This window comes from Caenimonas koreensis DSM 17982 (assembly GCF_009646335.1).
GTDB lineage: Bacteria > Pseudomonadota > Gammaproteobacteria > Burkholderiales > Burkholderiaceae_C > Ramlibacter > Ramlibacter koreensis.
In genome coordinates, this window is the sequence record NZ_WJBU01000010.1 from 22,436 (window position 1) to 41,769 (window position 19,334).

At 63.3% G+C, this 19,334-nt stretch carries 19 protein-coding genes; 4 read left to right on the forward strand and 15 right to left on the reverse strand.

The genetic code is table 11. The features are described 5' to 3' along the window. Nucleotides 1-58 precede the first annotated feature (58 nt). Nucleotides 59-781, forward strand: a complete 723-nt coding sequence (locus tag GHT07_RS11145; RefSeq protein ID WP_153585165.1) for an RNA methyltransferase — start codon at nt 59-61, stop codon at nt 779-781. A gap of 12 nt (nt 782-793) precedes the next feature. Further along, nucleotides 794-1,567 carry a serine O-acetyltransferase gene (gene cysE, locus GHT07_RS11150; protein ID WP_153585166.1) on the forward strand — a complete coding sequence of 258 codons (774 nt, stop codon included), beginning with the start codon at nt 794-796 and terminating at the stop codon, nt 1,565-1,567. Between the two features lie 8 nt (nt 1,568-1,575). Here the strand turns inward: cysE and mog are convergent, their stop codons facing one another. Further along, nucleotides 1,576-2,163: a molybdopterin adenylyltransferase gene (gene mog / locus GHT07_RS11155; RefSeq protein ID WP_153585167.1), complete on the reverse strand. Its 588-nt coding sequence runs from the start codon at nt 2,161-2,163 to the stop codon at nt 1,576-1,578. After that, on the reverse strand, nt 2,163-2,789 hold the full coding sequence (yjgA, locus tag GHT07_RS11160; RefSeq protein ID WP_153585168.1) for a ribosome biogenesis factor YjgA: 627 nt from the start codon (nt 2,787-2,789) through the stop codon (nt 2,163-2,165). Before yjgA ends, mog begins: the two co-directional genes overlap by 1 nt. Nucleotides 2,790-2,814: 25 nt before the next feature. On the opposite strand from yjgA, the gene pmbA reads away from it, so the two are divergent. Continuing rightward, entirely contained in the window at nt 2,815-4,191 is a 1,377-nt protein-coding gene (gene pmbA / locus GHT07_RS11165) for a metalloprotease PmbA (protein WP_153585169.1), read from the forward strand. A 9-nt stretch (nt 4,192-4,200) separates the two neighbouring features. Here the strand turns inward: pmbA and GHT07_RS11170 are convergent, their stop codons facing one another. From GHT07_RS11170 to GHT07_RS11225, 12 genes are all read right to left on the reverse strand, one after another. Next, the gene (locus GHT07_RS11170; RefSeq protein ID WP_153585170.1) at nt 4,201-4,662 is read right to left on the reverse strand and encodes a GatB/YqeY domain-containing protein; all 462 of its coding nucleotides are present in this window, start codon (nt 4,660-4,662) and stop codon (nt 4,201-4,203) included. A 113-nt stretch (nt 4,663-4,775) separates the two neighbouring features. Beyond that, the gene (gene rpsU / locus GHT07_RS11175; protein WP_012346814.1) at nt 4,776-4,988 is read right to left on the reverse strand and encodes a 30S ribosomal protein S21; all 213 of its coding nucleotides are present in this window, start codon (nt 4,986-4,988) and stop codon (nt 4,776-4,778) included. 122 nt (nt 4,989-5,110) lie between these two features. After that, complete coding sequence (locus tag GHT07_RS11180) at nt 5,111-6,352, reverse strand: BaiN/RdsA family NAD(P)/FAD-dependent oxidoreductase (protein WP_153585171.1); 1,242 nt, start codon at nt 6,350-6,352, stop codon at nt 5,111-5,113. A 45-nt stretch (nt 6,353-6,397) separates the two neighbouring features. Next, on the reverse strand, nt 6,398-7,171 hold the full coding sequence (gene cobA, locus GHT07_RS11185; protein WP_153585172.1) for a uroporphyrinogen-III C-methyltransferase: 774 nt from the start codon (nt 7,169-7,171) through the stop codon (nt 6,398-6,400). Between the two features lie 14 nt (nt 7,172-7,185). Beyond that, nucleotides 7,186-8,094, reverse strand: a complete 909-nt coding sequence (gene ybiB / locus GHT07_RS11190) for a DNA-binding protein YbiB (RefSeq protein ID WP_153585173.1) — start codon at nt 8,092-8,094, stop codon at nt 7,186-7,188. A 34-nt stretch (nt 8,095-8,128) separates the two neighbouring features. Next, a complete protein-coding gene (locus GHT07_RS11195; RefSeq protein WP_153585174.1) occupies nt 8,129-10,927 on the reverse strand; it encodes a nitrate reductase in 2,799 nt (932 codons plus the stop codon). Next, entirely contained in the window at nt 10,927-11,286 is a 360-nt protein-coding gene (nirD, locus tag GHT07_RS11200; protein ID WP_153585373.1) for a nitrite reductase small subunit NirD, read from the reverse strand. Before nirD ends, GHT07_RS11195 begins: the two co-directional genes overlap by 1 nt. A gap of 2 nt (nt 11,287-11,288) precedes the next feature. Then, the gene (gene nirB / locus GHT07_RS11205) at nt 11,289-13,757 is read right to left on the reverse strand and encodes a nitrite reductase large subunit NirB (protein ID WP_153585175.1); all 2,469 of its coding nucleotides are present in this window, start codon (nt 13,755-13,757) and stop codon (nt 11,289-11,291) included. A 32-nt stretch (nt 13,758-13,789) separates the two neighbouring features. Further along, on the reverse strand, nt 13,790-14,629 hold the full coding sequence (locus GHT07_RS11210; protein WP_153585176.1) for an ABC transporter ATP-binding protein: 840 nt from the start codon (nt 14,627-14,629) through the stop codon (nt 13,790-13,792). Continuing rightward, nucleotides 14,626-15,585, reverse strand: a complete 960-nt coding sequence (ntrB, locus tag GHT07_RS11215) for a nitrate ABC transporter permease (protein WP_153585177.1) — start codon at nt 15,583-15,585, stop codon at nt 14,626-14,628. The genes GHT07_RS11210 and ntrB overlap by 4 nt, the downstream gene beginning before the upstream one ends. A 17-nt stretch (nt 15,586-15,602) precedes the next feature. After that, nucleotides 15,603-16,859 (reverse strand): CmpA/NrtA family ABC transporter substrate-binding protein, encoded by a 1,257-nt coding sequence (locus GHT07_RS11220; RefSeq protein ID WP_153585178.1) that lies wholly within the window; start codon nt 16,857-16,859, stop codon nt 15,603-15,605. 313 nt (nt 16,860-17,172) lie between these two features. After that, the gene (locus GHT07_RS11225) at nt 17,173-17,817 is read right to left on the reverse strand and encodes an ANTAR domain-containing response regulator (RefSeq protein WP_153585179.1); all 645 of its coding nucleotides are present in this window, start codon (nt 17,815-17,817) and stop codon (nt 17,173-17,175) included. 44 nt (nt 17,818-17,861) lie between these two features. Between GHT07_RS11225 and tsaD the strand changes: the two genes are divergently transcribed. Beyond that, entirely contained in the window at nt 17,862-18,896 is a 1,035-nt protein-coding gene (gene tsaD, locus GHT07_RS11230; protein ID WP_153585180.1) for a tRNA (adenosine(37)-N6)-threonylcarbamoyltransferase complex transferase subunit TsaD, read from the forward strand. Nucleotides 18,897-18,912: 16 nt separating this feature from the next. Here the strand turns inward: tsaD and GHT07_RS11235 are convergent, their stop codons facing one another. Then, nucleotides 18,913-19,293 carry an Hsp20/alpha crystallin family protein gene (locus GHT07_RS11235; protein ID WP_153585181.1) on the reverse strand — a complete coding sequence of 127 codons (381 nt, stop codon included), beginning with the start codon at nt 19,291-19,293 and terminating at the stop codon, nt 18,913-18,915. Nucleotides 19,294-19,334 lie beyond the last annotated feature (41 nt).

The following is a 19,334-nucleotide window of genomic DNA, read 5'->3' on the forward strand; positions in this document are numbered from 1 at the left end:
TGAGGAGCGAAACGCTGCCAGCGATGGGCAGCGACAATAGGCGTGATTTTACAGCCCAATGAAAACACGCTTCATCCTCATCAACACCAGCCATGCTGGCAATGTCGGCGGTGCTGCGCGCGCAATGAAAGTGATGGGCTTTGACGAGCTCGTGCTGGTCGCGCCGCGCTGGCCGAATGTGTTGCGCCGAGAAGAGACGATCCAGCGGGCGAGTGGCGCGCTCAACGTGCTTGAAAACGCGCGAATTGTCGAGACGCTCGATGAAGCGCTCGACGGCGTGACGTACCTCTGCGCCACAGCAATGACACCGCGCGATTTTGGGCCACCGACGTATTCGCCGCGCGAGCATTTGCCAACGCTGCCCGGCAAGACAGACAGCGTGGCGTTCCTGTTCGGCTCCGAGCGATTCGGCATGAGCAACGACGATGTGTATCGCTGCCATGCGGCGCTCACCATCCCGACCAATCCCTCGTTCGGCTCGCTCAATCTCGCAGCAGCGATCCAGGTGATTGCGTACGAGTGGCGCACGGCGCTCGGTGGCTTTGCGGCGCCGCCCGTCGAAGCACAAGAGCTCGCCGATGCGCAGTCTGTCGCCGGCATGCTGGCGCACTGGGAGCAGGCGCTGGTGGATATTGGCTTTCTCGACCCGGCTGCGCCCAAAAAGCTGATGCCGCGGCTGAACAGCCTTTTCAACCGCGCGCAGCTCACCCCTGAGGAAATCCACATCCTTCGTGGTGTTGCCAAGGCGATGCGCCAAGCAGCGGCCGGGGTAAAACGATAGACTGGTGTGGCTATGTTCAAGCGCATCCGCTCCGATATCCAGTGCATCCTCGACCGCGACCCTGCCGCGCGCAGCAAGTGGGAGGTGCTCACCTGTTATCCGGGGCTGCATGCAGTGGTGCTGCACCGCTTCTCGCACTGGTTCTGGACGCACGGCTTCAAGTGGCTCGGCCGCTTCACGTCGATGCTGACGCGCTGGCTCACGGGCATCGAAATTCATCCGGGCGCCGTGATTGGCGAGCGCGTGTTTTTCGATCACGCCATGGGCGTTGTGGTGGGTGAAACCGCCGAGATCGGCGATGGCTGCACGATCTACCAGGGCGTGACGCTGGGCGGCACATCGCTCTACAAAGGTGAGAAGCGGCATCCGACGCTGGGCCGCGACGTGGTCGTGAGCGCGGGCGCGAAGGTGCTGGGTGGCTTTGTGGTGGGTGACGGCGCCAAGATCGGCAGCAATGCTGTCGTCATCAAGCCGGTGCCTGCGGGCGCGACAGCGGTCGGTATCCCGGCGCGGATCATTCCGTCGAAAGAAGGAACCAGTGCCGACGTGACGGGCCAGCCCAGCAAGTTCTCGGCTTACGGCATCACGCTGGAAGACGATCCGCTGTCACTTGCGCTGAAGGGCTTGATCGACAACGCGACGGGGCAAGAGCACCAGATCGCCTTGCTGTGGCAGGCCATCGAGAAGTTGTCGAAGGTTGAAAAGACTGCCGATTGCGTGCCGGAAGATGCCGCACGCAAAGAGCAGTTCGAGCACGAGAAGCTGTCGCAGCTGGTGGGCAAATAGCGGCACAGCTACGAGGCCGCGCGGCGGGCCGACTTCGGCCTGAACGCGGCGCACACGTCGTCGTTCGTTTCAAGGTAAGGCCCACCGATCAAATCGATGCAATAGGGCACTGCGGCAAAGATGCCGTCGACCAGCTGTTCCCCGCCAGCCGCCCGCAAGCCTTCCAGCGTTTCCTGGATCGCTCTCGGCTGGCCCGGCAAATTGATGATGAGGCTCTTGCCGCGAATCACCGCCACCTGACGAGACAGAATCGCCGTCGGCACAAAGCGCAGGCTGATCTGGCGCATCTGCTCGCCGAAGCCGGGCATGACTTTGTCCGCGACAGCCAGCGTGGCCTCAGGCGTCACGTCGCGCGGTGCAGGGCCGGTGCCGCCCGTGGTAAGCACGAGCGAGCAGCCTGCGTCCACCAGTTCAATGAGGGCGCCGCTGATCGCGGGTTGCTCGTCGGGAATCAGGCGCGCATCGAACGTGATGTCGTTCTTCAGCGCCTTCGTGAGCCAGTCTTTCAGCGCGGGCAGGCCCTTGTCTTCATACACGCCCGACGACGCGCGGTCGCTGATCGAGACAATGCCGATGCGGACAGCTTCGTGTGCCATCAATGTTCGTGTGCGGCGCGATCCAGCTCTTCGCGCACGATCTGGAAAATCTCGCGGAAGGCGCGGCCATGGCGCGGCGCGAGGCCCTTGGACTCTGCGGCTTTATCGGGCGGCGTGTCTTTGCGGGCCTGGCGGATCAATGCGCGCAACTGCTGGGTGTCAGTTTGCGGATGGGCGAGGAGCCATTCTTCGAAAGCGCCATCGCGCGCAATCAGGTCATCGCGCCACTGCTCGGCTTGATGCAATGCCAGCGAATCGCGCGCGGAGCCGTTTTGCTGTGTCTCGAGCGCTTCGCGGATGGCGGCAAGCGTTTCTTCGTCGAGGCCGCGCATCAGCTTGCCGATGAATTGCATCTGCCGGCGCTTGCCCTCGAAGTTGGTGATGCGCTTGGCATCGGCGATTGCGTCGGCGAATTTTTCAGAGATGGGAAGCGCGCCCAGCAGGTCGGCGCGCAGCGTCAACAGAGCCTCACCGATCTTTTGCAGCTCGGTGCTCTCGCGTTTGAGGTCGGTTTTGCTGGCTTGCGTCGTGCCTTTGAGCTCAGCCTTGAGTTCGAGGTCGAGCTCACTGCCTTCGGCGACAAACTCGCCGCGGACGAAATAGCCTTTTTTGGGTTTACGTGACATGCGGCCAAGTATCATAGCCGCGACCATGAAGAACAAAGATACACAGGCCGCCCGCGGCTTCAGCTACAGCCGCGCGAAGTTCGAAGAGCTGGTCGATGCAGCGCTTGCACATGCAAAGAAAATCGGCGCCACGGATGCAGGCGCCGAAGCCTCGGAAGGCTGCGGCCTGAGTGTTTCCGTGCGCAAGGGCGAGCTGGAAAACGTCGAGCGCAATCGCGACAAGTCGCTGGGCGTGACGGTGTATGCGGGCAAGCGGCGCGGGAACGCAAGCACGTCAGATTTTTCGCAAGCCGCTATCGAACAGACGGTGCAGGCGGCTTTCGACATTGCCCGTTTCACCGCTGAAGATCCATTTGCCGGTCTGCCCGACGCGCAGGACATCGCGCAGGCCAAAGACCAGCCCGACCTCGACCTGTTCCACCCATGGGACATTGACAGCGAACGCGCCGCGAAGATCGCGCTGGCCTGCGAAGCCGCTGCCTTCAAGACCGACAAGCGCATCCGCAACAGTGAAGGCGCGGCGGTGTCGGCGCAGCAAAGCCATTTTTTCAGCGCCCACACAGCGGGCTTTTGCGGCGGCTATTCAAGCTCGCGTCACTCGATTTCGGTAGCGCCTATCGCGGGCAAGGGCGACGACATGCAGCGCGACGCCTGGTACACCTCCATGCGCGATGCGAGCGAGTTGTCTGCGCCCGAAGCGGTTGGCAGGTATGCGGCTGAGCGTGCGTTGTCGCGGCTGAAGTCACGCAAGATTTCCACGCGCGAATGCCCGGTGCTGTTCGAATCCCCACTGGCAGCGGGCCTGCTCGGCGCCTATGTGCAAGCGACGAGCGGCGGTGCGCTGTACCGCAAGAGCACGTTCCTGCTCGATTCGCTGGGCAAGAAAGTGCTGCCCGGCCACATCGACATCGTTGAAGACCCGCATGTCATGCGCGGCAAGGGAAGTGCGCCGTTCGATGAAGAAGGTGTCCGCACCCAGGCCCGCAAAGTGGTGGATGCCGGCAAGGTGCAGGGCTATTTCCTGAGCAGCTATTCGGCCCGCAAGCTCGGCATGAAGTCCACCGGTAACGCGGGCGGCTCGCATAACCTGTCGATGACGTCCCGGCTCACGAAGCCGGGCGATGACCTCGATGAGATGCTGCGCAAGCTGGGCACGGGCCTGTTCGTGATCGAGTTGATGGGGCAGGGCACCAATTACGTGACGGGCGACTACTCGCGCGGCGCGAGTGGCTTCTGGGTCGAGAACGGCGAGATCGCGTATCCGGTGCAGGAGATCACGATCGCCGGCAACATGAAGACGATCTTCACGGGCATCGAGGCTGTGGGCGCCGACGTTTACAACTACGGCGCCAAGAGCGTGGGCTCGATCCTGGTCAACAAATTGACCGTAGCCGGCTCCTGAAATAAGCCTTCAGGGAGCCAGCGCGGCCTTCACGGCGGCTGACACCTGGCCCATGTCTGCCTTGCCGGCCAGCCGGGTTTTCACGGCACCCATGACCTTGCCCATCTCGCCGGGGCCCGGTGTTTTGCCAAGTTGCTCGCCCAGTTCAGCGACGATGGCCTTCACTTCAGCCGCCACTTCATCTGCTGACAGGCGCGCGGGCAGGTAGGCCTGCAGCACGACAACTTCGGTCTTTTCCTTGTCGGCCAGGTCCTGGCGGCCGGCTTTCTCGAACGCCTCGATGCTGTCTTTGCGCTGCTTGAGCATCTTGTCGACGATGGCGATCACGGCCACGTCGTCCATTTCGATCCGCTCGTCCACTTCCTTTTGCTTCATGGCGGCTGTCAGCAAGCGGATGGTGCCCAGGCGCTCGCTGTCCTTGGCGCGCATGGCGGCTTTCATGTCGTCGGTGATGCGTTCCTTGAGGGTCATGTGTCTCTCCTGTCTGTCCAGATGAATTGGAATCGGAAACGACAAAGCCCGCTTGAGCGTCCCCAGGCGGGCTTTGGTGCGGTGCTTGCGCGCCGCGGCTCTTGCCAGGAAGTCTAGTAGAGCTTCTTGGGCAGCTGCATGCTGCGAACGCGCTTGTAATGGCGCTTGACGGCGGCTGCCTTCTTGCGCTTGCGCTCTGCAGTGGGCTTTTCGTAGAACTCGCGTGCGCGCAGTTCGGTGAGCAGGCCCAGTTTTTCGATGGTGCGCTTGAAGCGGCGCAGTGCCACGTCAAAGGGCTCGTTTTCCTTAACTCGGATAGTCGTCATTAGCTAATGAATCCAAAATTTGCTGCCAGAGGGTGCTCAGGAGATCGGGCCCGGGCGCCATGACAAGCGTTTGTTCCCCAACTTGAAAGGTGATCAGGCCGTTGGGGTTTGCCAGCAAAGCCCTAGATTATAGACCCAGACCCAGTCTTTGCCATGGCCTGGGCGCAGGCATGGGCGCTGGCCCAGGCCCACTGGAAGTTGTAGCCGCCCAGCCAGCCTGTGACATCGACCACTTCCCCAATGAAATACAGGCCCGGCTGCTTCGATTCCATCGTCTGCGACGACAGGTCGCGCGTGTCCACGCCGCCGGCCGTCACCTCCGCCTTTTTGTAGCCTTCGGTGCCCGACGGCACGAGTGGCCAGCGCGCGATGCGATCGGCCAGCTGCGCCAGGGATTTGTCGCTGGCTTCGTTGATGGGGCGCTTGAGCGTGGCGTCCTGCGCGACCCAGGCGTCGGCCAGGCGCGTGGGCACCAGCGCCGCCAGCTCGTTGGCCACCAGCTTTTTCGACGTTGCCTTTGCATGCTGCAGCGCCTGCACGATATCGACGTCAGGCGCCAGGTTGATGCGTATCGGCTCGCCCTCGCGCCAGTAGCTCGAAATCTGCAGCACTGCCGGGCCGGACAGGCCGCGATGCGTGAAGAGCAGGTCTTCATGGAAAGCGATGCGGCTTTTCTTCTCGCCCGTTTCGATGATCACGGGCAGCGACAAACCGGCCAGCTGCGAATAGGGCTCCCAGCTCGCGCCCTCGAAAGTCAAGGGCACCAGCGCAGGCCGCGGCTCCACCATCCGGATGCCGAACTGCCTGGCGATGCGGTAGCCGAAATCAGTCGCACCGATTTTCGGGATCGACAGGCCGCCCGTTGCAATCACGACGTTGTTCGCCGCGACGCTGCCGCGATCTGTCTCGATGCGATAGCGCGGGCCACTTTCGCTGGTGTGCACCGACTTCACCGCGCACGGCTGCCAGCGCGTGACGCCGCCAGCGTCGCACTCACTGACGAGCATGGTGATGAAGTCGTCAGACGAGCGGTCGCCGAAGAGCTGACCCTTGTGCTTCTCGTGGAAGGCGATGTGGTGCTTGCTGACGAGCGCCAGGAAGTCGGCGGGCGTGAAGCGCGACAGGGCAGAGCGGCAAAAGTTCGGGTTGTCGCCGATGAAGTGCTTTTGCGGCGCGCGAATGTCGAGATCGCGATTGGTGAAGTTGCAGCGGCCACCGCCGGAGATGCGGATCTTCTCGGCCACCTTCTCGCTGTGGTCGATGAGCAGCACCTTCAACCCGCGCTGGCCCGCCACTGCCGCGCAGAACAGGCCTGCCGCGCCCGCGCCAATGATGGCCGTATCGAATGCGGCCGGTCCGCTCATCACCTGTCCCCGTTGATTTCGAGCGGGCAGTGTAGCTGTGTTGGATCAGGCTGCGAGTGACTTCGCCGTCGAGCTGCTCGCACTTGCGGCTGCGCTCACCACATTGCCGATCACGATGACCGACGGGCTTGCGAGCTGTTCGCGCACGATCGTCTCGTAGAGCTGCGCGAGCGTTGTGATGGCATGGCGCTGGCCGGGCAGTGACGCATGCTGCACGATGGCCACAGGTGTCGAGCCCGGCAGCGCCGAGAGCAGCTCGTTCTGGATGCGCTGTGCGCCGCTCACGCCCATGTAGATCACCAGCGTGAGGCGGGCATCGCGAACGGCCCGCGCCAGCACTTGCCAGTCCGGGCCTTGCGCGTCGGAGTGGGCGTGCCCCGTGACGAAGACAACGCCGTGCGCATGCTCGCGGTGCGTCAGCGGCACACCCAGTGCCGTGACGGCAGCCAGGCCCGACGTGATACCGCTCACGATCTCGACATGGATGCCAGCCTCGCGCAGATGCTCTACCTCTTCGCCGCCGCGCCCGAAGATGAACGGATCGCCACCTTTGAGGCGCACGACGTTGCCGCCTTCGCGAGCGGCCATCACCATCAGTTTTTCGATGAAGGCTTGCGGCGTGCTTTTGCAGCCGCCACGTTTGCCGACGTACACGACGCGCGCGCCGGGCGGTGCGTACTTGACGATCTCATCACTGACGAGATCGTCCACCAGCAGCACGTCCGCCGCCTGGATTGCCTTCAGAGCCTTGATGGTCAGCAGTTCCGGATCGCCCGGTCCTGCACCCACCAGGGTGACCTTGCCTGTATCGATGTTCATGTCGCCTCGGGTCATTAATTTTGTGCTGAGGCCAGATGCAATATGTGTTCCACCTGCAAGGCCATCGACTCAGCCACAGACTTTTGTCCCGACAACACATGAAGGATGTAAGCAGCTGTAGTTGCAGCGTCAATTTCGCGCGGCAGATCGGGCAGGTCAGTGAGCGTTCCTTTGCGGCCTTCTTCGAGAGGGATGCGAACGCCGTTCACGAAACCATCCATCTGCGGCAGACGCCGCGCATCTGCAACAACCTCGCCTTCGGTGCCGCGCAGCAGCAACGCCGTGGACTTCATGAGTTCAAAGACGGCCGCCATTGAAATCGCGTATTCAGGATGGGTGTAGCTGCCAACAATCACGGCGGCGCCATCCGACGGGTTCATCAGTTTGACGAGGCTGTGCGCCGAGTTGCGCAGGCCGATGACGCGGCGCGCGTCGAGCAGGCGCTTGAGTCCCGGGCTCAGCAGTTCAGTCGGCACGTAGGCAACTTCACCGGGCTCGATCGCGCGGATCGCGGGCAGTGCGTGGATGCCCAATGCTTCGAGCACGTCGCGCACGAACACGCGGCTCGACTCAGTGGCCGTGCCGTGAATGACGACCGGCATGCCGCGCCGGGCCAGCAGCATGGCCAGCAGCGGCGTGAGCACCGGCAGCTTGCGCGCACCGTTGTAGCTCGGCAGTACAACCAGAGGCTTGCCGCTGGATGGGATTTTGTGGATGCGATGGTGTGTCGCATCCAGAAAGCCGGCCATCTCTTGCGGCGTTTCGCCCTTGACACGCATGGCGATGCAAAAGGCACCGACTTCTAGGTCGGTCACGCTGCCGTCCAGCAGCTGCGAAAAGAGGTCGGCCGCCTGTTCGCGCGTGAGCGAACGCGCGCCCTGCTTGCCGCGGCCGATTTCCTTGAGGTAGTGGCTGATGGCCATGGCGCGATTGTCCGCGATGCCTCATGACTGGACGCTATTTGGCGAATGACGAATCTTGTGGGGCCACTGCCCGCACCATGCGCTTGAGTTCAGGCATGCAGGAGCCGCAACTGGTGCCGCATTTCAGTGCTGATTGCACTGCAGCAAGACGGGTATCGTCGGAGCCGGCGACGGCGGCCAGCTGGTTCGCTATCTCTGCATCTGTCACGTTGAAGCACGTGCATACCTGCTTGCCGCGCGGCGCCACCGCCACGGGGGCTGTGGCGCCAGGCACGAGCAGCATGCGGCCATAGCTTTGCGCCGGCAGCTCATCCTGGAGCAGCGTCTTGATCCACGCCTGTGCACTCGTGTCACCCGCGAGCAAAAAGGCATCGAGATGAGCGTCGTTGCCGTGTCTCACGAGGCGCATCGCCCGGCGCTGCCCTTTCCGGCGGTCGGCGTAGCGCATCGTGTCGGGGCTGGCCAGGCCGAGCAGCTGTTCGATCCGCGCGATCAATTCGTCATCGGGTGCTTCGTGCGCAGCTGCGCGGAACAGCACGCCCGCGCGATCACGACCGAACGGAACGCAGGAGGCGAACGGCAGCATGCGCATGACTTGCTGCAACTCGGCGCGCGCGCGCAACGCGTCGTCGTCGGGCAACCATGCCGCGCCCAGCAGCGACCACGGCAATTCGGCCTTGATGATCTTGACGGCCGCATGCTTGAGCTCTGGCTGCTTCGAACTCGGGCAATACGCCGAAGTCGTGAGCGCGTTCACACCGGCCAGGCGCTGGCCTGTCGACGAGCAGCCGCCCAGGAATTCCGGCCCCCAATGCATCGCGATGAACGCCTGGCTCAGCGCGACCTCACCGCTGGCCTGCACCGGCACAACGATGGAGCCGCGCTTGCTGGTCACCTGCACCAGGTCGCCGTCTGCCAGCCGCAGGCGCAAGAGGTCCTGCGGATGCATCTGCACCGACGGCTCCGCCACGTGGCCGAACAGGCGGCCTATCGTTCCGGTACGGCTCATGCCGTGCCATTGGTCGCGCAGCCGGCCGGTGTTCAGCGAGAACGGATAGCGCGACTCACGCACTTCGGCGAGCGGGCGGTAAGCGACATTCGCAAACCGCGCCTTGCCATCGTCAGTGGGGAATACGCCGTCTTCGTAGAGCCGCGCTTTGCCCTGCGACTCGCCGGCTCGCATCGGCCATTGCAATGGCGTGTCGTCGAGCAGTGCGTAGCTCATGCCGGTGATGTCGAGGTCGCGGCCGCGTGTGGACTCGCGGTGCTCGTTCCACACCGCTTGTGCGCCGAGCTCTTCGTCTGCGAGCGAATAGGGGAACAGCGTGGCAAGGCCGGGCCGCAGCTTCTTTTCAAGGCGATGGCCGAACTCTGCGGCGATGGCCCAGTCGTGGCGTGTGCCGCCGGGCTTGGCAATCGCGGGCCGCACGCGGGAGACGCGCCGTTCGCTGTTGGTGACCGTGCCCGTCTTCTCGCCCCACGTGGTAGCGGGCAGCAGCAAGTCGGCAAACTCGCATGTTGCGGTCGTCGCGAAGGCCTCCTGCACCACGACAAATTCGGCTCGCTCCAGCGCGCGGCGCACGGTGGCCTGGTCGGGCATGGACTGCGCGGGATTGGTGCAGGCGATCCACAGCGCCTTGATCTGCCCGTCGGCGGCGGCCTGGAACATCTCGACGGCGGTCTTGCCTGGCTTGTCTGGCACCGTGGGCACACCCCACAGCGCCGCGACTTCCGCGCGATGGGCCGGATCGGCCAGATCGCGATGCGCGCTGAGCAGGTTCGCCATGCCGCCGACCTCGCGCCCGCCCATCGCATTCGGCTGGCCCGTGAGTGAGAACGGCCCCGCGCCGGGTTTGCCGATCTGCGCTGTTGCCAGATGCAGGTTGATCAGCGCCGCGTTCTTGGCGGCGCCGCTCGACGACTGGTTCAGCCCCTGGCAATACAGGCTGAGCGTGGTTGCCGACGTCGCAAACATCGCGGTCGCCTTGAACAAGTCTTCCTTGCGGATGCCGCAAGTCTGCGCAACGAGGTCTGGCGTGCACTCGCGCACGGTGTTCTTCAACTCGTCGAACCCTGTCGTGTGTGCGGCGATATACGCGTAGTTGACCCAGCCTTCCCACAGCATCACATGCAGCATGCCGTGCAAGAGCATCACGTCGGTGCCTGGCTGGATGGGCAGGTAGAGATCAGCAATCCCGGCCGTTTCGGTGCGGCGCGGGTCGCAACAGATGATCTTCAGCGAAGGGTTGGCAGCCTTTGCGTCCTCGATGCGCCTGAACAGGACCGGGTGCGCCCACGCCGTGTTGCTGCCGGCGATGAAGATGCACTGCGCGTGGTCGATGTCTTCATAGCAGTTGGGCGGCGCATCGGCGCCCAGCGTCATCTTGTAGCCAGCCACGGCACTGCTCATGCACAGGCGCGAATTCGTATCGACGTTGTTCGTGCCGATGAGGCCCTTGGCCAGCTTGTTGAAGACGTAGTAGTCCTCGGTGAGCAACTGGCCGGAAAGGTAGAAGCCGACGGCATCCGGCCCATGCTCGCGAATGGTCCGCACGAACGTTTCGACAGCCACCCCCATTGCTTCGTCCCACGACACGCGGGTGGGGCGCTCGCCGCGATGCGCGCGGCGCATCGGGTGCAGCAGGCGTGCCTGATGTGTGATCGGCGCGGAGGCGGTGAGGTGCAGGGTGGACCCCTTCGAGCACAGGCGCCCGAAATTCGCAGGGTGGTCCGGGTCGCCCCGCACGCCGGTGATCTGGTCGCCATCGCTTTCGATCACGACACCGCAGCCCACGCCGCAGTAGGGGCAGGTGGACTTGGTTTCGCGTGCCATCACGCCGACTGTGCAGGCGCGACGTCAATCGCGAGCGTTGCCAGCTCGACCGGGTCGAGGAGAACGTCACCGCTCTCAACGCGGCACGCGAACTTCGTGGTGCAACCTTCGTCAGGCGCCTTGGCGCAGCCGTCTTCCAGGCCAATGGTCCAGTTGTGCAGGGGGCACGCCACACTGGTGCCGAACACAATGCCCTGCGACAGCGGCCCGCCCTTGTGCGGGCAGCGGTCTAGCAGCGCAAAGACCTGGTTCTGGTCGTTGCGGAACACCGCCACATCGCCGCCGCGCGCACGCGCCACACGTCGAGCGCCGAGCACCGGTATGTCTTCCACCTTACAGATCACTTGCCAGTCGTTCATCTTCATGCTGCCTGCCCCACGGGTTGGAGCTTGTCGAACTGGCGCGCATCGACAGATGCCTTCTCGAAGTCGAACCACGGGTCGGGCTCGCCGTCGAGCGCGAACTGCAGGCGCTCCCACAATGCTTTTCGCAGTTCGTGATCTTCCAGAATCTTCTTCTTCACGTAGTCGAGGCCCACACGATTGACGTAGTGCACCGTGCGCTCCAGGTAAAAGCCTTCTTCGCGGTACAGCTGCAGGAAGGCGCCGCTGTACTCCAGCACTTCTTCAGATGTTTTCAGCTTGCAAAAGAAGTGCGCCACTTCGGTCTTGATGCCGCCGTTGCCCGCGATGTAGATCTCCCAGCCCGAGTCAACACCAATCACGCCAACATCCTTGATGCCCGACTCCGCGCAGTTGCGCGGGCAGCCCGACACGGCGAGCTTGACCTTGTGCGGCGCATACATGCGCCACAGCGCACGCTCAAGATCCTTGCCCATCTGCGTCGAATCCTGTGTGCCAAAGCGGCACCACTGCGAGCCCACGCAGGTTTTCACCGTGCGCAACGCCTTTGCATAGGCGTGGCCCGAAGGCATGCCGATGTCCTTCCACACGTTCTGCAGGTCTTCCTTCTTCACGCCCAGCAAGTCAATGCGCTGGCCGCCCGTGACCTTCACTGTCGGTATCTTGTACTTGTCCACCGCGTCTGCGATGCGGCGCAGTTCATCGGCCGTCGTCTCGCCACCCCACATGCGCGGGATCACGGAGTAGGTGCCGTCCTTCTGGATATTCGCGTGGCTTCGCTCGTTGATGTAGCGGCTCTGCGGATCGTCTTTCGCAAGCTTGGGCCAGGTCGAAAGCAGGTAGTAGTTGATGGCGGGGCGGCACGACGCGCACCCGTTCGGCGTGCGCCATTCAAGGAACTTGTAGGTGTCAGCAATCGTGAGCAGCTTGTTCGCCTTGATCGCATCGCGCACGTGCTGGTGGCTGTGGTCGGTGCAGCCGCACACGGCTTTCATTTTCGGCGCGGCGGAATAGTCGCCACCCGCTGTGAACATCAGGATCTGCTCGACCAGCCCCGTGCAGGAGCCGCAGCTCGCGCTCGCCTTCGTGTGCTTCTTGACCTCGTCGATCGTGAACAGGCCCTTTTCCTTGATCGCCTTGCAGATCGTGCCCTTGGTCACGCCGTTGCAGCCGCACACCTCAGCCTCGTCCGGCATGCTCGCGGCCTTGGTGTGGCCTTCGTGGCCCGCATCGCCCAGGCTCGACTCGCCGAACATCAGCTTGTCGCGAATGTCGCTCACGCTGCGGCCGTCGCGCAGCAGCTTGAAGTACCAGCTGCCGTCCACCGTGTCGCCGTACAGGCACGCGCCGATCAGCTTGTCGTTCTTGATGACGAGCTTCTTGTAAACGCCAGCGAATGGGTCCGACAGCACGATGGTTTCTGTTCCGCCATCGTCCGCGCGATCCTTCGTGTCACCCATGAAGTCGCCGCAGGAAAACAGGTCGATGCCTGTGACCTTCAGCTTGGTCGATGTGAGCGAGCCCGTGTAACGGCCGATGCCGAATTGCGCGAGATGATTCGCCGCCACCTTCGCCTGCTCGAACAGCGGCGCGACCAGCCCGTAGGCAATGCCGCGGTGCGCAGCGCATTCGCCCACGGAGTAAATGCGCGCATCAGTCACCGTCTGCATCGTGTCGTTCACCACAATGCCGCGGTTGCAATGCAGGCGCATCTTTTCGGCCAGCTCTGTGTTGGGGCGGATGCCGACAGCCATCACCACAAGGTCGGTTTCGAGCTTCGTGCCATCCTTGAAGGTGATCGCCGTGACTCGGCCGTCCGCACCGCCCACCAGCTCTTGCGTATGCGCGCCAATCATGAATTTCAGGCCGCGGTCTTCGAGCGACTTTTGCAGCAGCTTGCCCGCGATGTCGTCGAGCTGGCGCTCCATGAGCCACGGCATCACATGCACCACGGTGACATTCATGCCGCGCAACATCAGCCCGTTGGCTGCTTCCAGGCCGAGCAGGCCGCCGCCGATGACAACGGCATTCTTGTATTGCTTCGACGCGTCGATCATCGCGTTGGTGTCCGCAATGTCGCGATAGGCAATCACGCCTTTCAAGTCTTTGCCGGGCACGGGCAGGATGAACGGATTGGAGCCCGTGCACATCAGCAGCCGGTCGTATTCCTCTTCAGTCCCGTCTTCGGCGCGCACCACACGTTTGACGCGATCGACCTCCACCACCTTCTTGCCCGCATGCAGCTTGATGTGGTTTTCTTCATACCACTCCCAGGAGTTGAGGATGATCTCGTCCACCGTTTGTTCACCAGCGAGCACGGGCGACAGCAGGATGCGGTTGTAGTTGGGGTGCGGCTCCGCGCCAAATACGGTGATGTCGTACAGCTCGGGTGCGATCTTGATCAGCTCCTCGATCGTTCGCACACCGGCCATGCCGTTGCCCACCATCACGAGTTTCGATTTCTTCATGTCGTCCCTTCGGTCGCCAGCTTCGCCAGCCTTCAGGCAGCTTGTCTCTCAACGTGAGCCTGCCGCGTGTACAGGAAGTCGATCACCGCTTTGCGGTAGTGGACGTAGTCCGTGTTCTCGGCCAGCTCGATGCGGTCACGCGGGCGCGGCAGATCGACGGCAAGCACTTCGCCAATCGTGGCGGCAGGGCCGTTAGTCATCATCACGATGCGGTCGGACAGCAGCACGGCTTCGTCCACATCGTGCGTGACCATCACCACGGTGCTGCGTGTGTTCGCGACGATCTGCAGCAGCTCGTCTTGCAGCTTGGCGCGTGTGAGTGCGTCCAGCGCGCCGAAGGGTTCATCGAGCAGCAGCACATTCGGCTCCATCGACAGCGCGCGTGCAATGCCCACGCGCTGCTTCATGCCGCCGGAGATTTCGCCCGGGCGCTTTTGCGCAGCGTGGCTCAGACCGACCATGGCGAGTGCCGCCTCGGTGCGTTCGCGCAGTTGCGCGCGGCTTTCTGCCGGAATGCCGGCGTCGCGCGTCTGGCCGAACACCCGCTCCACCGCGAGGTACACGTTTTCAAAACACGTGAGCCACGGCAGCAGCGAATGGTTCTGGAACACCACGCCACGATCGGGGCCGGGGCCGGCGATCTCGCGGTTGGCGCAGATCAGCGTGCCGCGTGTAGGCTTCGTCAGCCCGGCAATCAGGTTCAGCAGCGTGGACTTGCCGCAACCCGAGTGGCCGATCATCGTCACGAACTCGCCCTTGGCGATCGTCAGGTCGATGTTCTGCAGTGCGACGAAAGGCCCCTTGGCCGTCTTGAACGTCTGCTCGACACCCTGGATCTGGATGTACTTGCTGGTCAGGTCTGCGCTGCTCATACCTTCACCTCTTCGAACGTGAATGCTGTGGCGAGGCGAATCAGAGCGAACTCAAGCAGCAGGCCGACCCCGCCAATCGTGAAGATCGCGACGATGATGTTCTTGACGTTGAGGTTGTTCCACTCGTCCCACACCCAGAAGCCGATGCCGACACCACCCGTGAGCATTTCAGCAGCGACGATCACCAGCCATGCCGTGCCGACTGCCAGGCGCACGCCGGTGAGCGTGTAGGGCAGCACTGCGGGAAAGAGGATCTTCGTGACGATCTTCCATTCCGACAGGTTCAGCACACGCGCAACGTTCATGTAGTCGCTGGGCACGCGTTGCACGCCCACGGCCGTGTTGATGATCATCGGCCAGATGGAGCAGATGAAGATCGTCCAGATGGCGGCGGGGTTCGCGCCCTTGAACACCATCAGGCCAATCGGCAGCCATGCGAGTGGCGATACGGGTCGCAGCAGGCTGATGAGCGGATTGAACATCCGCGAGAGAAACGTGAAGCGGCCGATCATGAAACCCAGCGGAATGCCCACCAGCGCCGCCATGCCGAAGCCCATGCCCACGCGCTTGAGCGACGAGAGCACGTTCCAGCCAATGCCCTGGTCGTTCGGGCCCTTTTGGTAGAACGGATCGCTGAAAACCTCGATGGCCTGCTTGAGCGTTTCGAGCGGTGACGGAAAGCTGCTGCCCGTCTTGATTGCGACGATGGCCCAGATGCCGATCAGGAAGGCGAAGCCGAGGATGGGTGGGACGACCTTCAGCCACAGGCTGCGCCAGTCATAGGGCATCTTGGCGCTTGGCTCCCTCCCCCTCTGGGGGAGGGCCGGGGTGGGGGCAACCTCGCCCACAGCCTTCGTCGCAGGCGCCGGCACGACAGCCGCCGCTTGCCCCCACCCCAACCCTCCCCCAGAGGGGGAGGGAGTCAATTCAGGCGAATGAAAAACGGCGCTGACCATATTGTTCTCCTTCGCGTTCAAGCCGCTGAACCCGCGTGGACCTTGAAGCCGTCTGCGTACTTCTTCGGGTCTTTCGGATCCCACGTCACGCCGTCGATCAGCTTGGCCGAGCGCATCACGTCCTTGGGCACCGGCGTCTTGGTCATCGCCGCTGCCTGCTTGTAGATCTCGACCTGGTTGATCTGTTTGGCGATGCCCAGGTAGTCAGGGTGCTCCTTGATCAGGCCCCAGCGCTTGTGCTGCGTGAGGAACCACATGCCGTCGGAGAGATATGGGAACGTGGCGAGGCCATCGTTGTAGAACTTCATGTGGTTCGGGTCGTCCCAGGTCTTGCCCAGGCCGTTCTGGTAGCGGCCCAGGATGCGCTGGTTGATCGCATCGACGCTGGTGTTCACGTAGCTCTTGTCTGCCACCGTCTCTGCCATCTTCATCTTGTTCTGCAGGCCGGTGTCGATCCACTTACCGGCTTCGAGGATCGCAGCAGTCACGGCGCGTGCCGTGTTCGGATACTTCTTGACGAATTCAGCCGTGGTGCCGAGCGTCTTTTCCGGGTGGTCTTTCCAGATGTCCTGTGTGGTCACGGCGGTGATGCCGATGCCGTCCATGATCGCGCGGTGGCCCCAGGGCTCGCCCACACAAAAGCCATCCATGTTGCCCACCCGCATGTTCGCAACCATCTGCGGAGGCGGCACCGTGATGGCCTTGGCGTCCTTCATCGGGTTGATGCCGGAAGCCGCGAGCCAGTAGTAGAGCCACATGGCATGCGTGCCAGTGGGAAATGTCTGCGCGAACGTGTATTCACGCTTTTCGGCCTGCATGAGTTTGGCGAGTGATGCGCCGTCCACTGCGCCTTTGTCGGCGAGCTTCTTCGACAACGTGATGGCCTGGCCGTTGTTGTTCAGGCTCATGAGCACGGCCATGTCTTTCTTAGGGCCGGAGGTGCCCATGTGCACGCCGTAGATCAGGCCATACAACACGTGGGCGAAGTCGAGTTCGCCGTTGACCAGCTTGTCGCGCACGCTGGCCCAGCTGGCCTCCTTTGACGGGATGATCTTCACGCCGTACTTCTGGTCGATGCCGAGTACCGATGCCATCACGACGCTGGCGCAGTCCGTCAGCGGAATGAAGCCGATCTTCACTTCTTTTTTCTCGGGTGCGTCGGAGCCTTGCGCCCATACAGCGCTGCGCAGCGCCGGCGATACGCCGGTGACGCCAACGGCTGCGGCTTGCAGCACCGAGCGGCGGGAGAGCTTGGTTTTCAAAAGATCGGTCATCACGTGGTGGGCTCCAGCAGTTTCGAAAAAGCAAAAAGGCGTCCGCACTCAACACCCAGGTGTTGGTGGGGACGCCTTCGTCCGGTATCGGCCTTGCACTGCTTCGCCGTTGAAACGGTGCATGGCTTCGAACCTTCATTGGTTCAATGCCCAGTGCGATGCAATAGGTGTGCCAGCTGTTCGATTGCCGCCGGATTCCGCGCTTTGCCCAATGACGGCGTGCCCAAACCACTGGTCTTGCGGGCAGCACGCGGCCTCAAGCGGGCGCACCCAATTTGTGCTGCGCACCACGTCGGCGCACGGGCGTGGCCCGTCAGCCGAGCAGGTCCGCCGCATCGAGCATGCGTTGGGCGATTTCGCCGAGCTTCAGGCCGCGGTCCATGGCTGACTTGCGCAGCAGCTCGTAGGCCTGCGGCTCGGTCAGGCCGCGCCTTTGCATGAGCAGGCCCTTGGCCCGGTCGATCACCTTGCGGTCTTGCAGCTCGCTTCTGGCATCGGCCAGTTCGCGGCGCAGCGACTCTTCATGCTGGAAGCGCGCCATCGCCACTTCCAGGATGGGCCTGATGCGCTCGGGCGCCAGGCCCGCCACGATGTAGGCGGTCACGCCCGCTGCCACGGCATCTTTCACATGGGTCGTGTCGTCGTCGTTGGTGAAGAGCACGATAGGGCGCCGCTCGTCGCGCGTGGCCATCACTACATGTTCGAGCGTGTCGCGTGCGCCGCTTTCGGCATCGACCACGATCAGGTCGGGCTGCAGCTGAGCGATGCGCTCGTCCAGGAACGTATCAGTGGGCAGCACGGCGATGACGTTGTAGCCGTTCTCCAGCAGCGTGATGCGCAGCAGGCGCGAGCGCTCGGCCAGCTCTATCGCCTCGGTGTCGTCGCTGTCGGGATGCAGGGTGTCCGGCGCGATGACCACGATGCGCAGTTGCTGGGAGGGCGTGGACTTGCCTGTCATGCCCTTGTGGTCCGCAAGTTTCGCGCCACCACTACACTCGGGCGATGCTGGTTCTTGGTATCGAATCCTCCTGCGACGAGACAGGTGTGGCGCTTGTTGAAGTGAGCGGCGCGGGCGTGCCCGTTCTGCGTGCTGACGCCCTGCACAGCCAGATTGAAATGCACCAGGCCTACGGCGGCGTGGTGCCCGAACTGGCCAGCCGCGACCACATCCGGCGCGTGGTGCCGCTGGCTGAGGCGGTGTTGCAGCGCTCTGGCGTGGCGCTGGCCGATATTGATGTGGTGGCGTTCACCCGGGGCCCGGGGCTGGCGGGCGCGCTGCTGGTAGGCGCTGGCGTGGCCTGTGCGCTGGGCGCGGCGCTGGACAAGCCTGTGCTGGGTGTGCACCACCTTGAAGGACACCTGCTGTCGCCGTTTCTCAGCGCAGACCCGCCTGAATTCCCCTTCGTTGCCTTGCTCGTCTCCGGCGGGCATACGCAACTGATGCGGGTGGATGGCGTGGGCCGCTACGAAATGCTCGGCGAGACGATTGACGACGCGGCGGGCGAAGCATTCGACAAGTCGGCGAAGTTGCTTGGCCTGGGCTACCCAGGCGGGCCGGCGTTGTCGTGGCTGGCCGAGCAGGGCGACCCCACAGCGTTCAAGCTGCCGCGGCCACTGCTGCACAGCGGCAATCTCGATTTTTCATTTGCGGGCCTGAAGACGGCTGTGCTCACGCAGGCCAAGAAGCTCGGCGATGAGCTGGACGCGCGCAAGGCGGACCTCGCTGCGTCGACCCAGGCGGCGATTGTCGATGTGTTGTTGAAGAAGTCGCTGAAGGCGCTGGAGCAGTCAGGCCTCAAGCGCATCGTGATCGCAGGTGGTGTCGGCGCGAACAAGTTGCTGCGCAGCGAGTTCAACGCTGCGTGCGCCGCGCGTGGCGTGCGCGTGCACTACCCGGAACTGCACTTGTGCACCGACAACGGCGCGATGATTGCGATGGCCGCTGCGATGCGCCTGCAGGCAAATGTGCAAACGGCCAGCAAGGTTTACGCCTTTGACGTGAAACCGCGCTGGCCGCTGGGCGATCTCACCGCCTGAGCGGTTGCCCGGGCGCTTACTTGATCGCCAGTGTGCGGGCGTTCGACACCGGCAGCTTCTTCACCAGCGTCAGTTCCAGCACGCCGTTTTCGAGCTTGGCTTCGCTGGAGTCGGCATCGATTTCCAGCGGCAGCTCGTAGGCACCCTTGAAGGCGCGCTTGGCTTCGGCCTTGGTTTCGATGCGGACGATCGCACCTTCGATGTTGATCGTGAGGTCTTCACGGGCAACGCCGGGCAGGTCGAACGACACGTTCCACGCGGTGTCGGTTTCCTGGAAGCTGAAGTTGGCCGGGCCGGTGCGGAAGAACGGTTCGTTGAGGAAGCGCTCGAACGTGCGGTCAAGCGGGCGGGAGGTAGGGACTGCGGTGCGGGCGACGGGTGCGAAGTAGAGGGACATGAATGGCTCCTTGTGGGCTACAGGGTGGTTACACTGCGCGG

Bases quoted from the DNA above. Each gene is read 5' to 3' on its own strand.
- GHT07_RS11170 (WP_153585170.1), bottom strand. From the start codon at position 4,662: ATGACCCTCAAGGAACGCATCACCGACGACATGAAAGCCGCCATGCGC.
- mog (WP_153585167.1), bottom strand. From the start codon at position 2,163: ATGGCACACGAAGCTGTCCGCATCGGCATTGTCTCGATCAGCGACCGC.
- GHT07_RS11180 (WP_153585171.1), bottom strand. From the start codon at position 6,352: ATGAGCGGACCGGCCGCATTCGATACGGCCATCATTGGCGCGGGCGCG.
- nirD (WP_153585373.1), bottom strand. From the start codon at position 11,286: ATGAACGACTGGCAAGTGATCTGTAAGGTGGAAGACATACCGGTGCTC.
- tsaD (WP_153585180.1), top strand. From the start codon at position 17,862: ATGCTGGTTCTTGGTATCGAATCCTCCTGCGACGAGACAGGTGTGGCG.
- GHT07_RS11220 (WP_153585178.1), bottom strand. From the start codon at position 16,859: ATGACCGATCTTTTGAAAACCAAGCTCTCCCGCCGCTCGGTGCTGCAA.
- GHT07_RS11210 (WP_153585176.1), bottom strand. From the start codon at position 14,629: ATGAGCAGCGCAGACCTGACCAGCAAGTACATCCAGATCCAGGGTGTC.
- GHT07_RS11225 (WP_153585179.1), bottom strand. From the start codon at position 17,817: ATGACAGGCAAGTCCACGCCCTCCCAGCAACTGCGCATCGTGGTCATC.
- GHT07_RS11145 (WP_153585165.1), top strand. From the start codon at position 59: ATGAAAACACGCTTCATCCTCATCAACACCAGCCATGCTGGCAATGTC.
- rpsU (WP_012346814.1), bottom strand. From the start codon at position 4,988: ATGACGACTATCCGAGTTAAGGAAAACGAGCCCTTTGACGTGGCACTG.
- ntrB (WP_153585177.1), bottom strand. From the start codon at position 15,585: ATGGTCAGCGCCGTTTTTCATTCGCCTGAATTGACTCCCTCCCCCTCT.
- cysE (WP_153585166.1), top strand. From the start codon at position 794: ATGTTCAAGCGCATCCGCTCCGATATCCAGTGCATCCTCGACCGCGAC.
- pmbA (WP_153585169.1), top strand. From the start codon at position 2,815: ATGAAGAACAAAGATACACAGGCCGCCCGCGGCTTCAGCTACAGCCGC.
- GHT07_RS11235 (WP_153585181.1), bottom strand. From the start codon at position 19,293: ATGTCCCTCTACTTCGCACCCGTCGCCCGCACCGCAGTCCCTACCTCC.
- cobA (WP_153585172.1), bottom strand. From the start codon at position 7,171: ATGAACATCGATACAGGCAAGGTCACCCTGGTGGGTGCAGGACCGGGC.
- GHT07_RS11195 (WP_153585174.1), bottom strand. From the start codon at position 10,927: ATGGCACGCGAAACCAAGTCCACCTGCCCCTACTGCGGCGTGGGCTGC.
- ybiB (WP_153585173.1), bottom strand. From the start codon at position 8,094: ATGGCCATCAGCCACTACCTCAAGGAAATCGGCCGCGGCAAGCAGGGC.
- yjgA (WP_153585168.1), bottom strand. From the start codon at position 2,789: ATGTCACGTAAACCCAAAAAAGGCTATTTCGTCCGCGGCGAGTTTGTC.
- nirB (WP_153585175.1), bottom strand. From the start codon at position 13,757: ATGAAGAAATCGAAACTCGTGATGGTGGGCAACGGCATGGCCGGTGTG.